The organism is Lysobacter auxotrophicus, from assembly GCF_027924565.1.
Lineage (GTDB): Bacteria > Pseudomonadota > Gammaproteobacteria > Xanthomonadales > Xanthomonadaceae > Lysobacter_J > Lysobacter_J auxotrophicus.
In genome coordinates this window covers 3,964,917-3,980,033 of record NZ_AP027041.1, presented here as the reverse complement: position 1 = coordinate 3,980,033, position 15,117 = coordinate 3,964,917, and the positions used below count along the sequence as shown (strand labels likewise).

Sequence of the window (15,117 nt, the reverse complement as noted above, 5' to 3'; positions counted from 1 at the left end):
CGCTTCGCTACAATCGCAGCCATCGCCGGCGCGGACCCGTGCCCGAAGTCACCATTGGCCCCCTCACACTGGAATCCGACGTGCCCGCATCCACTTCGCGCCCGAAACCCGTGGTCCTGCTGATCCTCGACGGCTGGGGGCATCGCGACGACCCGACCGACAATGCGCTGGCCCAGGCCACGCTGCCGAACTGGGATGCGCTGGTCGCCTCCGCGCCGCACACGCTGATCCACACCGAAGGCCGCCACGTCGGCCTGCCGGAAGGGCAGATGGGCAATTCCGAGGTCGGCCACATGAACCTCGGCGCCGGCCGCATCGTGTACCAGGACCTCACGCGCATCGACGCAGCGATCGAGGACGGCACGTTCTTCGGCAACGAGGAACTGCGCGCCGCCTGCGCCGCCGCGCAGAACAGCGGCGGGACCCTGCACGTCATGGGCCTGTTGTCGCCCGGCGGCGTGCACAGCCACGAGAACCACATCTTCGCGATGCTCGAACTCGCCAGCCAGGCGGGCGTGCCGAAGGTCGCCGTGCACGCGTTCCTCGACGGCCGCGACATGCCGCCCAAGTCCGCCGAACCGAGCCTGGCGAAGCTGCAGGACGTCTGCCGCAAGCTCGGCAACGCGCACGTCGCCAGCGTCAGCGGACGCTACTACGCGATGGATCGCGACCAGCGCTGGGATCGCCTGCGCCGCGCGTGGGATGCCATCGTCGAGGCGAAGAGCGAGCACGTCACCACCGGCCCGATCGAAGCGCTGTTGCAGGCGTACGAGCGCGGCGAGACCGACGAATTCGTCGCGCCCACCGTGATCCAGGGCCATATGCCGATGGCCGATGGCGATGCCGTGGTGTTCATGAACTTCCGCGCCGACCGCGCGCGGCAGATCACCGCCGCGTTCGTGTCGCCGACGTTCGCCGGCTTCGACCAAGCCGTCGAAGGCGTGCGCCGCCCGAAGCTGTCGCGTTTCGTCTGCCTCACCGAGTACGACGCGAAGCTGCCGGCACCGGTGGCGTTCGGTCCGGACGATCTTCGCCACACGCTGGGCGAAGTGCTCGCCGAGAACGGCCTCACCCAGCTGCGCATCGCCGAAACCGAAAAGTACGCGCACGTGACGTTCTTCTTCAGTGGCGGCCGCGAAGAACCGTACGCCGGCGAGACGCGCATCCTCGTGCCGAGCCCGAAGGTCGCGACCTACGACCTGCAGCCGGAAATGAGCTGCCCGGAAGTCACCGAGAAGCTCACAGCCGCCATCCGCTCCGGCGAGGTCGGCGTCGCCATCTGCAACATCGCGAACCCGGACATGGTCGGCCACACCGGCGACATCGCCGCCGCGGTGAAGGCCGCCGAAGCGGTCGATGTCGCCATCGGTGCGATCGCGCAGGCCGTGCGCGATACCGGTGGCGCGCTGCTGATCACCGCCGACCACGGCAACCTGGAAATGATGCGCGATCCCTCGACGGGCCAGCCGCACACCGCCCACACCGTCGGCCCGGTGCCGTTCGTCTACCTCGGCCCGCGCGCGGCGACGCTGCGCAGCGGGGGAGCGCTGCGCGACGTCGCGCCGACCATCCTCGACCTGCTCGGATTGCCGAAGCCGGCCGAGATGAGCGGAACGAGCCTGCTCGCAGGCTGACGCATGCGGCGCATCGTCGTTGCGCTCCACTGCGCGGCCCTGTTGGTCGCCGGCCTGATGCTGGCGATGCCCGCGTCCGCGCAGAACAGCCGCGAGGCCGAACGCAAGCTGGAGAAGATCCAGCGCGAGCTGAAGTCGGTCGCCGCCGAACGCCGCAAGATCGAGAGCCAGCGTGGCAGCGCGTCGCGCCAGCTGCGCGAGGCCGATGAGAAAGTCGGCGAATCGAACCGTCGCCTGCGCGAGATCGAAACGCGCATGGCGAAGGAGCAGGCCTCGCTCGCCGCCCTGCAGGAGCAGCGCGCGCAATTGCACGACCGCATGGGCGCGCAGCGCAAGGAGCTCGCGCAGCTGCTTCGCGCAGCCTACCTGCAGGGACAGGACGCGCCGCTTAAACTGCTGCTCGCGCAGGATCGCGTCGCCGATGGCAATCGCCTGCTCGCCTACTACGGTTACCTGCAGCGCGATCGCACGCGCCGCATCGCCGAACTCGACGCGCAGCTGCGCGAACTCAACGACGTGGAACAGGCGATCGTGCAGCGGCGCAGCGAACTGGATCGCACGCGCGAACAGCAGCGGTCGCAACTCGGCCAGTTGCAGAGCGCCCGCAAGGCGCGCGCAAGTCTGGTGGCGCAACTCGACGAACGCTACGAGGATCGCAGCACGCGCGAGCGCGAACTCGGTCGCGATGCCGCCGGCCTGGAGCAGCTGCTGAAGAAGCTTCGGGCCGCCGCGGCGAAGGCCGAGGCGCAGCGTCGCGCCGCCGCCGAACGCGCCGCACGCGAAGCCGCATCCGCCCCGAAGGACGCCCCGCCGCGCCGCAAGCCCGTGGTCGTCGCCAGCGCGCCGGCGCCGCAGGTCGGCGGCCTGGGTTGGCCGGTGTCGGGGGCGTTGCTCGCCGGCTTCGGCGCGACCATGCCCGACGGCCGCGACAGCGACGGCCTGCTCATCGCCGCCGCCGCCGGCACGCCGGTCAAGGCGGTCGCCGACGGCACGGTGGTCTATGCCGAATGGATGACCGGCTACGGCCTGCTGCTGATCGTCGATCACGGCAACGGCTACATGAGCCTGTACGCGCACAACGACGCGCTGCTCAAGGACGTCGGCAATGCCGTCAAGCGCGGGGATCCGGTCGCCACCGTCGGCACGTCCGGCGGCCACGGCCGGGCGGCTTTGTACTTCGAACTCCGGCGCAACGGCTCGCCAGTCAATCCCGGGACGTGGCTGAGACGTTGACGCTGAACGGTCGACGCCGTTGCCGGAACGATTAACGAAAGCCTTCCATTGCGCTCCCCCGCCGTGCCCATAATCACGCACGGCGGGCCGCGCGTGGCCCGCGACTCACCGCACCGCCCGGAGTTGCCCGAATGTCCCTGCGTCGCCTTGTTCCGTTCGCCCTGGCCGCTTTCGTCGCGTTGCCGGCTGCCGCGCAGGAGGCCGACGCGCCGCCCGCCGACGCGCCGATCGAATCGCCCGACGGCGAAACGGCCGAAGCCAAGGTGCCGCTCGACGAGATCCGCCGCTACGTGTCGGTCTACAACGCGGTCAAGCAGGCGTACGTGGAGCCGGTGGACGACCAGAAGCTGATGCATTCGGCGATCCGCGGGCTGCTGTTCGACCTCGATCCGCACAGCGTCTACCTCGACAAGGAAGACGCCGAGAGCTTCGACGAACAATCGCGCGGCGCCTACGACGGCGTCGGCGTCGAACTGATGCGCCAGCCCGACGGCTCGCTGCGCGTGATCTCGCCGATCGACGACACGCCGGCCGCGCGCGCCGGCGTCAAAGCCGGCGACGTGATCACCGCCATCGACGGCAAGCCGTTCAAGCCCGACGAAGGCGATCAGTCCGGCCCGCTGCGTGGCGAGCCGGGCAGCAAGGTCACGCTGACCATCGTGCGCGAAGGCAAGGACAAGCCGTTCGACGTGACGCTGACGCGCGAGACCATCCGCGTGGCGAGCGTGAAAAGCCGCATGCTCGAACCGGGCTACGGCTACGTGCGCATCAGCGCGTTCCAGGCCGATACGGCCGCCGATTTCGAAAGCCAGCTCGAGAAACTCAAGGCGCAGGCCGGCGGCAAGCTGCGCGGCCTGGTCATCGACCTTCGTAGCAATCCGGGTGGTTTGCTGACGTCCGCGGTGCAGATCGCCGACGACCTGCTCGACTCGGGGAAGATCGTGTCCACGCGTGGCCGCATCGCCATCAGCGACGCGGAGTTCGGCGCGACGCCGGGCGATCGCCTCAACGGCGCGCCGGTCGTGGCGCTGGTCGACGCCGGTTCGGCGAGCGCGGCCGAAGTGCTCGCCGGCGCGCTGCGCGACAACGATCGCGCGCGCATCGTCGGCAGCCGCACGTTCGGTAAGGGCTCGGTGCAGACCGTGCTGCCGCTGGACAACGGCGACTCGGTGAAGCTCACGACCGCGCGTTACTACACGCCCAGCGGCAAGTCGATCCAGGCGCTCGGCATCTCGCCCGACGTCGTGCTGCAGCCGGGCAAGGAGGCCGACAAGAGCATCCGCAATTTCAGCGAAGCGAGCCTGCCGGGCCACCTGCGCGGCGACAGCGAGAAGGACGGCGAGGAAGGCCAGCCCGGCCAGAACGCCGGCGACGTGCTCGACGGCGATGCGCCAATCGCGGCCGCACTGGTGGAACTCAAGAAACCCGTCGCGAGCGCGGCGACGAAGCCTGCCGCGAAAACGCAGTAAACGAACGCGGTTTTGCGCGCCGGGCTAGCGACGCTCGCCCGGCTCGCCGATCAAGCCGCACGAAATGCGTACCGGCGACTGCGCGGCGACTGCGAGGGTGTCCTGGAACATCCCGCAGTCGAGCAGGTTGTCCGGCGATGAGCGCCGACCCGAATAGACGTTGACGTTGACCTGCGGCGCGTCGGGCGCATCGGTCCACGCGAGCTGCTTCGCATCCAGCGAAACGGCGGGAAACCGCGCGACGACATTGCCATCGAGCGTTGCGCCTTCGAGTTCGACCTGCGCGCGGTGCAGCGTCAGCCACGGGTTCTCGCTGCCGGGTACGCGCTGCGCGATCGCTTCAGCGCTCGGCTCGCCGAAGTAATCCGCGCTGACGATCAGCGATTCGTGCTGTGCGCCCAGGCGTTCTCGCGCGGCGGGCGAGAGCGAAACCTCAACGGCGAAGGCGTTCGACGCAGCGCCCGCGTCGCGTCGCGCCGCACCGGGGCTGGAGGACGCCGTGTCGTTCGTCGACTTATGCCCGCATGCCGCGGCTGTGAGCGCAAGTGCGAGTGCGGCGATGGCAACGATGCGTGGGGAACGTTTCATCGCGCCACTCTATCGCGGCGTGCCTAGCGCGGCTTTCCCGGCAGCGGGAAGGGCGTGACGACCTTTTCGCCGGTGGTCGCATCGCGAATGGCCGACTGGCCTTTGCGCTCGACTTCCTCGATGCGCACGATGCTGTGCATCGGCAGATGCAGCGCGCGCGTGTTGCCGAACTCGTCGCGCAGCCGTTCTTCGGTGGGATCGATCACCACGCCGTCGTGCACGTCGAACACCAGCTCGCTCACTTCGGTGAAACCCCACAGCGCGCCCGATGCGACGTTGCGCGCATAGAGCTCGTACACCTTGCCGGCGTTGAGGAAGGTCACCTTGTAGAGCGGCTTGGACATGATCGGATCGGGTGTGATGGCGTAGTGCCGTGCACGCTGACGATGGGGTCGGCCGGCCCGCCAATCAAGCCGCGACGTCAGAAGCCCCGTCGTCGCCGCATGCGCCGCGCGATGCCGGCGCGTGCGATCAACGCGAACACGCCGCCGAACGCGAAGCCGGCCAGGTGCGCCGACCATGCCACCGCGCCGAACGCCGGACCGATGAAGGTGAAGACCAGTTGCAGCAGCGCCCACACGCCGATCAGCAGCGGCGCCGGCACCTTCACGAACTGCAGGAACAGGCCCAGCGGCACCACGACGCCCAGCTTCGCGCCGGGAAACAGCGCCAGGTACGCGCCGATCAGCGCCGACACCGCGCCGCTGGCACCGATGATCAGGCGGTCCGGCGTGCCGATGGCGATCACCGCGGCGAGGTTCGCGACCGCGCCGCCGAACAGGAACAGCACCAGCAGCCGCCACGGGCCCATCGTGCGTTCGGCGGGCAGGCCGAAGATCAGCAGGAACACCAGGTTGCCAAGCAGGTGGGCCCAGTCGGCGTGCAGGAACAGCGCCGTGAACAGCCGCCACACGCTGCCGGTCCGCATCGATTGCACCCAGGCGTCGGGCGAGGCGAGCCCGCCGGACAGCGCGCCCCACTCCATCAGCAGGCGGCGCTGCTCGGCGCCCGGCATCAGCTCGACCGTGATGAAGCTCAGCCAGAGCAGGCTGAACAGGGCTGGCGTGGCCCAGCGGAACGGAATCCGTTCGCGGCCGGGGATCGTCACGAACACCGCAAAACTCCCTCCCTGTTCAGCATCGCGAAGGGCCACGAAATGTGCAAAACCCCTGTTTTACAAGTGCGGACGGGCATGCCGGCTATTGTTAGCCTCGGGTTAAAAGCCGGGTTATAGTGCATACGGCGTCGTACGTCGGGAGGGGTTTCCGGCGGGCAATGGCGACCGACCGGACCGGCCGGATTGCCATGGCAATGACGCGGCCTGAAGAAGACGAAAAAATACTCCATTGGAGACTACACGCATGCAACACGCTTCTCGTTTCATCCAGCTGTCGGCGCTTGCCTTCGGCATCGCCGGCGCGCTGGCCGTCGGCCAGGCACACGCTTCGGGCTTCCAGCTGAAGGAAAACAGCGTCAAGAGCATGGGCGCGGCGTTCGCCGGCGCCGGTGTCAACGAGACCGACTCCTCGGTCGTGGCCAACAACCCGGCCACCATGGCGCGCTTCTCCGGCACCACGATGCAGGCCGACGTTACCGCGATCGACCTCAGCTATGAATTCAAGGGCACCGGCACCGACGCGATCGGCCGTCCGATGACCGGTGGCAACGGCGGCGACGCCGGTGACATCGCCGCCGTGCCGGCCCTGTCGGTCATCCACAAGCTGGACAACGGCCTGGCCTTCGGCGCCATGGTCAGCGCTCCGTTCGGCCTGAAGACCGAATACGACAACGACTGGGTGGGCCGCTATTACGCCCACACCTCCGACGTCGAAATCGTCGACCTGACCCTGGCGGCCGCGCTGGACATCGTGCCGGACCGCTTCTCGGTCGGCGCCGGCATCATCTACTCGCGCGCGGATGTGACGCTGTCGAAGTCGGTCGACTTCGGCTCGCTGCTGTTCTCCAACCCGGCCACCCGCCCGCTGCCGTTCGCCCGTCCGCAGGCTGCTGACGGCTTCGCCGAAATCCAGGGCGACGACACCGGCTTCGGCTGGACCGTGGGCGCCAACTTCAAGCCGACGGACAAGCTGGCCATCGGCGTGAGCTACCGCTCGGAGATCGACTACGAACTGGAAGGCACCGCCGACTGGACCGTGCCGGGCAACGTCGCCGCCGTGTTCTCCGCCAGCCCGACCACCCGTCCGCTGTTCCAGGACGGCGCCGCGCTGGCGAAGCTGACCACGCCGTCGGTGCTGAACGTCGACCTGCGTTACGACTTCACCGACAGCTTCTCGATGATGGCGTCCTACGCCGAGACCGGCTGGGAGTCGCTGCGCGAAGTGCGCATCGAGTTCGCCAACCCGGATCCGGATTCGGTCGAGCCGTTCAACTGGAAGGACACCACGTTCGCTTCGCTGGGCGCCGAGTACAAGCTCAACGAATCGTGGACGCTGCGCGGCGGTGTCGCGTACGACGAAACGCCGACCCACATTGAAACCCGCACGCCGCGCCTGCCCGATGCGAACCGCATGTGGTACTCGCTCGGCGCCAGCTGGGCCGCCACGCAGGCGCTGGAAGTGAACTTCGGCTACACCCGCATCGAGCCGAACTCGCCGAAGATCGACCTGCACTCGGAAACCTCGCTCCAGAGCCTGGTCGGTCCGTTCGACGGCGCGGCGAACCTGTACGGCGTCTCGGCGCAGTACAAGTTCTGATCGCATCGCGCCTGCAGTAATCGAAAGCCCCGCCTAGGCGGGGCTTTCTTTTTGCGCGATGCGTCTTGCAGTGTGTGTTACCGAACCATCAAAGCGCCGGCGTCACCGTAGCATCGCGTTCGCCGCGCAGCGCCTGCACGCGCGCCATCGCCGATTGCGCCATCGCGTCGTCCCGCAGCGCGCGATACAGCGCCAGCGTCTCCCACGCCAGCGCGTAATCGCTGGCGGCGAACGCATCCAGGTCGCCCAGCACCGGGAGCGCCGCCTCGGCCGCTCCCGGAACGAAAACGGCCCCGGCGATTGCCGGGGCCGTGCGGTGGTTCGCCGATGTGGGAGTGCCCACACGCTGCAGGCCTGGGTCCCGGCTTTCGCCGGGATGACGGATTACAGGGGGACCCCGTGATCCGCTTTCCCGAACCCCAAATCCCGAATCAATCGCCCAGCGTCAGCAGCGAGGCGTTGCCGCCCGCGGCCGTCGTGTTGACGGTGATGGTCTTCTCGGTGGCGAAGCGCGGCAGGTAGTGCGGGCCACCGGCCTTCGGGCCGGTGCCGGACAGGTTCTGGCCGCCGAAGGGCTGCACGCCGACGACCGCGCCGATCTGGTTGCGGTTGACGTAGCAGTTGCCGACCTTGATGCGCGAGGCGATCTTCTCGATCGTCTCGTCGATGCGCGAATGGATGCCCAGCGTCAGGCCGTAGCCGGTCGCGTTGATCTGGTCGATCACCGCGTCGAGCTGGTCGGCCTTCCAGCGGATCACGTGCAGCACCGGTCCGAAGATTTCCCGGTGCAGCTGGTCCAGCGACTTGAGCGTGTACGCGCGCGGGGCGAAGAAGCTGCCGTTGGCCGCTTCGGCGTCCAGCGCGACTTCGGCGATCTTCGTCGCTTCGCGATCCATGCGCTCGGCGTGGTCGCGCAGCATCTTCAGCGCGTCCTCGTCGATCACCGGGCCGACGTCGGTCGACAGCAGGCCCGGGTCGCCGACCTTCAGCTCGGCCATGGCGCCGGCGAGCATCGTGGTGACCTTGTCGGCGATGTCGTCCTGCACGAACAGCACGCGCGCGGCCGAGCAGCGCTGGCCGGCGGAAGTGAACGCCGAGGCGATCGCGTCCTTCACCACCTGCTCGGGCAGCGAGGACGAGTCGGCGATCAGCGCGTTCTGGCCGCCGGTTTCGGCGATCAGCACGCCGATGGCGGCATCGCGCGCGGCCAGCGCACGGTTGATCGCGCGCGCGGTGTCGGTCGAACCGGTGAAGGCGACGCCGGCGATGCGCGGGTCCTTGGTCAGCGCGGCGCCGACGGTCGCGCCATCGCCCGGCAGGAACTGCAGCACGGCTTCCGGCACGCCGGCTTCGTGCAGCAGCTTCACCGCGTAGTAGCCGATCAGGTTGGTCTGCTCGGCCGGCTTGGCGATGACGCTGTTGCCGGCGGCGAGCGCCGCGGCGATCTGGCCGGCGAAGATCGCCAGCGGGAAGTTCCACGGGCTGATGCACACGAACACGCCGCGGCCGGAGAGCTGCAGCGTGTTGGCCTCGCCGGTGGGGCCGGGCAGCGGTTCGACCGCGAACTGCTTGCGCGCCTGCGCGGCGTAGTAGCGCAGGAAGTCGACCGCCTCGCGCACCTCGGCGACGCCGTCTGGAATCGACTTGCCCGCTTCGCGCGTGCACAGCGCGATGTACTGCGGCATGCGCTGCTCGAGCAGGTCGGCGGCGTGTTCCAGGATCGCGGCGCGGCTGGCGGCCGGCGTCTTGTTCCAGGCATCGTGCGCGGCGACGGCGTTCTGCAGCGCCTTCTCGACGGTCGCGCTGTCGGCGGCCTGCCACTGGCCGACGGTCTGGCGACGATCGGCCGGGTTGGTCACCGCGATCAGCGGACCGGTGACGTTCGCGCCCGGCACGAGCGGCGTGGCGCGCCATTGGCTGCGCGCGGCGGCGTTGATCTGGTCGGCGAGCGTGCGCAGCTGGTCGTCGTTGGCGAGGTTGATGCCCATGGAGTTGGTCCTGTCGATGCCGAAACTGCGGTACAGATCGATCGGCTGCGGAATGCGCGGATGCGGGATGGATTCGAAGGAGGACACGGTCTCGACCGGATCGCGGACCAGGTCGTCGATGGCGATGTCCTCGTCGGTGATGCGGTTGACGAAGCTGGAGTTGGCGCCGTTCTCGAGCAGGCGGCGCACCAGGTACGGCAGCAGGTCCTCGTGCGAACCGACCGGCGCGTACACGCGGCACGGCACGTCCAGGCGGTCGGCCGGGATCACCTCGGCGTACAGGTCGTCGCCCATGCCATGCAGCTTCTGGAACTCGAAGTGCTTCGCACGGCCCATCGACTTCGCGCGCTGGTGAATCGTCGCGATCGTCTGCGCGTTGTGCGTGGCGAACATCGGATAGATCGCATCCGACGCCTCGAGCATGCGGCGCGCGTTGGCGAGGTAGCTCACGTCGGTGTTCGGCTTGCGCGTGAACACCGGATAGCCGGGCTGGCCTTCGACCTGCGCGCGCTTCACTTCGCTGTCCCAGTACGCGCCCTTGACCAGACGCACCGGGATGCGGCGGCCGGTGCGGCGGGCGAGGTCGGCGATGAAGTCGATCGCCTCCGGCGCGCGCTTCTGGTACGCCTGGATCGCCAGGCCGTAACCTTCCCAGCCGTTCAGCGACGCATCCGAATACGCGGCGGCGATGACGTCGAGCGAAAGTTCGAGACGATCGGCTTCCTCCGCATCGACGGTGAAGCCGATGCCGTAGGACTTGGCCATCTGCGCCAGTTCGAGCACGCGCGGCACGAGCTCGGACATCACGCGCGCACGCTTGGCGTGCTCGTAGCGCGGGTGCAGCGCGGAGAGCTTCACCGAGATCGACGGCGCGGCGAACACGTCGCCGTCGATGAAATTGCCCGACTTGCCGATGGCGTGGATCGCGTCGCGGTACGCCTGCAGGTAGCGCAGCGCGTCCTTCGTGGTCAGCGCGCCTTCGCCCAGCATGTCGAACGAATAGCGGTAGGCGGCATTGCCGTTCTTCTGCGAACGGGCGAGTGCTTCGCCGATTGTGCGGCCCATCACAAATTGATGGCCCATGATCTTCATCGCCTGGCGCACGGCCAGACGGATCACCGGTTCGCCGACGCGGCCGAGCAGGCGCTTGAAGGCGCCGTGCACGTCGCGCTTGGTCTCGTCCGCCAGATCGACCAGGTGGCCGGTAAGCATCAGGCCCCAGGTCGAGGCGTTGACCAGCACCGAATCGGACTGGCCCATGTGCTTCTTCCAGTCCGCATCGCCCAGCTTGTCGCGAATGAGCTTGTCGGCGGTTTCCTGGTCCGGAATGCGCAGCAGCGCCTCGGCCACGCACATCAGCAGCACGCCTTCCTCGCTGCCCAGGTCGTACTGGCGCATGAAGGCCTCGATCGCCCCCTGGTCCTTGGCGCGGGCGCGGACGCGGCGGACGAGGTCCGCGGCGGTCGCCTGCGCCTGGAGGCGGTCGGCTTCGGGCAGGCGGGCGCGATCGAGCAGGGCGCGCACGTGGCTGGCTTCGTCGCGGACCCAGCCGGCGGTGATCGCGGCGCGGGGCGCGGCGGGGCTCGGCGGGAGTTCGGGGCTGATCAGCGCGTGCGGCGCCGGCGGGCCGTCGCTATCGACGGCGGTGACGGAATGGATGGTCATGGGGCCAGGGACAGCCTTGGGAAGCCCGATAGTCTAGTGGGTTCCGGTCGCCGCAGACGTTGCGCACCCGGCCTGCTAGCGTCGGCGCACAAGGGGGAAGTTCGCCGCGTGGTGCGGCCGGGATTGCGAAATTTGCTCACTATTCCGCATGCTTTGACCGCTGCGGTTGTTGGTGGCGTTCACGGTCGGTAAACTAAGCGGTTCCGCGGGGCGGTTTTTTGGTTCCCTTTTTGGGTCCCTCCTGGGCTGTGATGCCCGCTGCCTCCGGTCGCGGATGAGCCCGCAAGCCAAGCCGAACGGCTCAGCCAGTCCAGTACATTCAACTAGCGTCTTTCTGGGGCTCGAACAGATGAAAGCCGGTCGTTTCAAGCAGTGGGGCGCGGGCATCGCCGCGATGGCGCTGCCGGTCCTTGCCAGTGCGCAGGCGGCCGATCCCAAGCGGTGGCAGCTCAACATGGGCCAGGGCGTGACCGTCCAGTCGGCCAACGCCTACAGCGCGCACATGTTCGCCCTGTGGGTGTGCGTGATCATCGGCATCCTGGTGTTCGGCGCCATGGCCTACGCCATGTTCAAGTTCCGCCACTCCAAGGGCGCGGTGGCGGACAAGGATTTCACCCACAGCACGAAGCTCGAGGTCATCTGGACCGTCGTCCCGGTCGTGCTGCTGGTGCTGATGGCGTTCCCGGCCACCAGCAAGCTGATCAAGATGTACGACACCCGCAACGCCGAGATGACCGTCAAGATCACCGGCTACCAGTGGATGTGGAAGTACGACTACCTCGGCGAGAACGTCGGCTTCACCAGCCGCCTGGACCGCAAGAGCGACCAGATCCGCCAGAGCGGCGTCGACGCCCGCACGGCCGACCATCCGCACTACCTGCTCGACGTCGACAACGTGCTGGTGCTGCCGACCGAGACGAAGATCCGCTTCGTGATCACCGCCGACGACGTCATCCACGCATGGTGGGTGCCGGCGCTGGGCTGGAAGCAGGACGCGATCCCGGGCATCGTCAACGAGGCCTGGACCGACATCAAGAAGCCGGGCATCTACCGCGGCCAGTGCGCGGAACTGTGCGGCAAGGACCACGGCTTCATGCCGATCGTGGTCAAGGCCGTGCCGAAGGCCGAGTACCAGCAGTGGCTCGCAGCGCAGAAGGCGAAGAACGCCCCGGCGCCGGCCCCGGCTCCGGCCGCACCGCCCGCCGCTCCGGCCCAGCCGGAAGCGACCCCGAACACCGACGCCACGGCCGCGACTGCTGAAAAGCAGGCGCCGGTCGCCGGCTGATCGTCCCGAATCCCGAGGTAGGCCATGGCCGTCACGCACGCTGACACCCACCATCACGATGATCACGCCCACAAGCAGGGCTTCATCGAGCGCTGGTTCTTCTCGACCAACCACAAGGACATCGGGACGCTGTACCTGATCTTCAGCTTCATCATGTTCATCATCGGCGCGGCGATGTCGGTGGTGATCCGTGCGGAGCTGATGAAGCCGGGCCTGCAGTTCGTCGAACCGATGTTCTTCAACCAGATGACCACCGTGCACGCGCTGGTCATGATCTTCGGCGGCGTCATGCCGGCCTTCGTCGGCCTGGCGAACTGGATGATCCCGCTGCAGATCGGCGCGCCGGACATGGCGCTGCCGCGCATGAACAACTGGTCCTTCTGGATCCTGCCGTTCGCCTTCACGATGCTGCTGCTCACGCTGTTCCTGCCGGGCGGCGCCCCGGCCGGCGGCTGGACGCTGTATCCGCCGCTCTCGCTGCAGGGCGGCAGCAACGTGGCCTTCGCGATCTTCGCCATCCACATGATGGGCATCAGCTCGATCATGGGCGCGATCAACGTGATCGCCACCGTGCTGAACATGCGCGCGCCTGGCATCGACCTTCTGAAGATGCCGATCTTCTGCTGGACCTGGCTGATCACCGCGTTCCTGCTGATCGCCGTGATGCCGGTGCTCGCCGGCGCGGTGACGATGCTGCTGACCGACAAGTTCTTCGCCACCTCGTTCTTCAACGCGGCCGGCGGCGGCGACCCGGTGATGTTCCAGCACATCTTCTGGTTCTTCGGCCACCCCGAGGTCTACATCATGATCCTGCCGGCGTTCGGCGTCGTGTCGGAGATCATCCCGACCTTCAGCCGCAAGCCGCTGTTCGGCTACCAGGCCATGGTGTATGCGACCGCGTCGATCGCGTTCCTCTCGTTCATCGTGTGGGCGCACCACATGTTCACCGTCGGCATGCCGCTGGGTGGCGAGATCTACTTCATGTTCGCCACGATGCTCATCGCCGTGCCGACGGGCGTGAAGGTGTTCAACTGGGTCACCACCATGTGGCGCGGCTCGATCTCGTTCGAAGCGCCGATGCTGTGGGCGATCGCGTTCGTGATCCTGTTCACCATCGGCGGTTTCTCGGGCCTGATGCTCGCCATCGTCCCGGCCGACTTCCAGTACCACGACACCTACTTCGTGGTGGCGCATTTCCACTACGTGCTGGTGACCGGCGCGCTGTTCTCGATCATCGCCGCCACGTACTACTGGTGGCCGAAGTGGACGGGCCGCATGTACAGCGAGTCGGCGGCGAAGTTCCACTTCTGGTGGACGATGATCTTCGTCAACCTGCTGTTCTTCCCGCAGCACTTCCTGGGCCTGGCCGGCATGCCGCGCCGCATCCCGGACTACAACGTCGTGTTCGCGGACTGGAACCTGATCAGCTCGATCGGCGCGTTCGGCATGTTCGTCACGCCGTTCATGATGGCCTTCATCCTGTGGCGCTCGAAGGCTGTTGGCGCCAAGGCCGCAGCCCGCGCGTGGCCGACCGCACGTGGCCTGGAATGGACGGTGCCGAGCCCGGCTCCGCACCACACGTTCTCGACGCCGCCGGTCATCAAGGATGGCGACCTGGCGCACGGCGACATCACTCACTGAAGCGGTAGCAAGGGATAAGGCGCGGAGGTTTTCGGCTTCGGATACGTGGGAATGCCTCCACAACCCCGCCGTCGCGATGCGACGGCCGCCCCCTTAACTTAAGGGGGCTCCAGAAGCAAAAACCTCCACTCCGCCCAACGTAGACATTGCAATGAACCAGCCCGCCCACAATCCCGACGAAATCGCCGCCCGCCGCAAGGCCGCGCGTCGCACGGCGTTGTGGGTGGCGGCCATTGCGGTTGCGGTGTACGTGGTGTTCATCGCCATGAACACGGTGGGCAAGTGAACGGCGCGCCGGAACATCGCGCCCCGGACGAGAAGGCGCCGGCGCGCAAGAACGCCGGTCTGGCGAAGATGGTGTTCGTCGCGATCGGGGCGTTCGCGTTGACGTTCGCCCTGGTCCCGCTTTACCGCATCGCGTGCGAGAAAGTGTTCGGCATCCGCCTGGAGCGCACCGCGTCGGAAGGCGTGCAGGACGCCAACGCCGCGCCGGCGAAGCGCGTGATCACGGTGCAGTTCGACGGCGGCGTCAACTCGAAGCTGCCGTGGGAGTTCTCGCCCAACCAGGTCACGATGCAGGTCGTGCCGGGCGAGCTGTACGAAACGACTTACCACGCGCGCAATACCTCGCAGCGCACCGTCGTCGGCAGCGCCGTTCCGTCGGTCGCGCCGGCGCGCGCGTCGGGGTATTTCAGCAAGACCGAATGCTTCTGCTTCACCGCCCAGACGCTCAAGGCCGGTGAAGTGCGCGACATGCCGGTGCGCTTCATCGTCGATCCGAACCTGCCGGCCGACGTGAAGACCATCACCCTGTCGTATACCTTCTTCAAGAACGACACGCTCACCGCACAGGCGCAGGGAACGGCATCGGCCGCCCCCGTCCCGATGTCGGCGCCGTGA

12 protein-coding genes and 1 pseudogene are annotated in these 15,117 nt (G+C 67.8%); 8 read left to right on the top strand and 5 right to left on the bottom strand.

Annotated elements, in window-relative coordinates:
• Positions 1-80: 80 nt before the first annotated feature.
• The 3 genes and pseudogenes from gpmI to LA521A_RS18105 all read left to right on the top strand — a co-directional run.
• Entirely contained in the window at positions 81-1,634 is a 1,554-nt protein-coding gene (gpmI, locus tag LA521A_RS18115; protein ID WP_281780229.1) for a 2,3-bisphosphoglycerate-independent phosphoglycerate mutase, read from the top strand.
• A 3-nt stretch (positions 1,635-1,637) separates the two neighbouring features.
• Positions 1,638-2,867 (top strand): murein hydrolase activator EnvC family protein, encoded by a 1,230-nt coding sequence (locus tag LA521A_RS18110; protein WP_281780228.1) that lies wholly within the window; start codon positions 1,638-1,640, stop codon positions 2,865-2,867.
• 131 nt (positions 2,868-2,998) lie between these two features.
• Positions 2,999-4,333: pseudogene (locus LA521A_RS18105) on the top strand (S41 family peptidase); the annotation flags it as partial.
• A 27-nt stretch (positions 4,334-4,360) separates the two neighbouring features.
• Here LA521A_RS18105 and LA521A_RS18100 read toward each other — a convergent pair.
• The 3 genes from LA521A_RS18100 to LA521A_RS18090 all read right to left on the bottom strand — a co-directional run bounded on the left by LA521A_RS18100 (position 4,361) and on the right by LA521A_RS18090 (position 6,038).
• On the bottom strand, positions 4,361-4,924 hold the full coding sequence (locus LA521A_RS18100; protein WP_281780227.1) for a hypothetical protein: 564 nt from the start codon (positions 4,922-4,924) through the stop codon (positions 4,361-4,363).
• 23 nt (positions 4,925-4,947) lie between these two features.
• Entirely contained in the window at positions 4,948-5,268 is a 321-nt protein-coding gene (locus tag LA521A_RS18095; protein ID WP_281780226.1) for a DUF1820 family protein, read from the bottom strand.
• Positions 5,269-5,345: 77 nt separating this feature from the next.
• On the bottom strand, positions 5,346-6,038 hold the full coding sequence (locus LA521A_RS18090) for a rhomboid family intramembrane serine protease (RefSeq protein WP_281780225.1): 693 nt from the start codon (positions 6,036-6,038) through the stop codon (positions 5,346-5,348).
• Positions 6,039-6,285: 247 nt separating this feature from the next.
• On the opposite strand from LA521A_RS18090, the gene LA521A_RS18085 reads away from it, so the two are divergent.
• Positions 6,286-7,638: an OmpP1/FadL family transporter gene (locus tag LA521A_RS18085; RefSeq protein WP_281780224.1), complete on the top strand. Its 1,353-nt coding sequence runs from the start codon at positions 6,286-6,288 to the stop codon at positions 7,636-7,638.
• A gap of 88 nt (positions 7,639-7,726) precedes the next feature.
• Here LA521A_RS18085 and LA521A_RS18080 read toward each other — a convergent pair whose 3' ends face one another.
• Complete coding sequence (locus LA521A_RS18080; RefSeq protein ID WP_281780223.1) at positions 7,727-7,891, bottom strand: hypothetical protein; 165 nt, start codon at positions 7,889-7,891, stop codon at positions 7,727-7,729.
• 178 nt (positions 7,892-8,069) lie between these two features.
• Positions 8,070-11,291, bottom strand: a complete 3,222-nt coding sequence (putA, locus tag LA521A_RS18075) for a bifunctional proline dehydrogenase/L-glutamate gamma-semialdehyde dehydrogenase PutA (protein WP_281780222.1) — start codon at positions 11,289-11,291, stop codon at positions 8,070-8,072.
• Positions 11,292-11,640: 349 nt separating this feature from the next.
• On the opposite strand from putA, the gene coxB reads away from it, so the two are divergent.
• The 4 genes from coxB (at position 11,641) to LA521A_RS18055 (ending at position 15,117) form a co-directional block, all read left to right on the top strand.
• The gene (gene coxB / locus LA521A_RS18070; RefSeq protein ID WP_281780221.1) at positions 11,641-12,576 is read left to right on the top strand and encodes a cytochrome c oxidase subunit II; all 936 of its coding nucleotides are present in this window, start codon (positions 11,641-11,643) and stop codon (positions 12,574-12,576) included.
• A gap of 24 nt (positions 12,577-12,600) precedes the next feature.
• A complete protein-coding gene (gene ctaD / locus LA521A_RS18065) occupies positions 12,601-14,217 on the top strand; it encodes a cytochrome c oxidase subunit I (protein WP_281780220.1) in 1,617 nt (538 codons plus the stop codon).
• Positions 14,218-14,368: 151 nt separating this feature from the next.
• A complete protein-coding gene (locus tag LA521A_RS18060; protein ID WP_267896508.1) occupies positions 14,369-14,503 on the top strand; it encodes a hypothetical protein in 135 nt (44 codons plus the stop codon).
• Positions 14,504-14,571: 68 nt separating this feature from the next.
• Entirely contained in the window at positions 14,572-15,117 is a 546-nt protein-coding gene (locus LA521A_RS18055) for a cytochrome c oxidase assembly protein (protein WP_281782133.1), read from the top strand.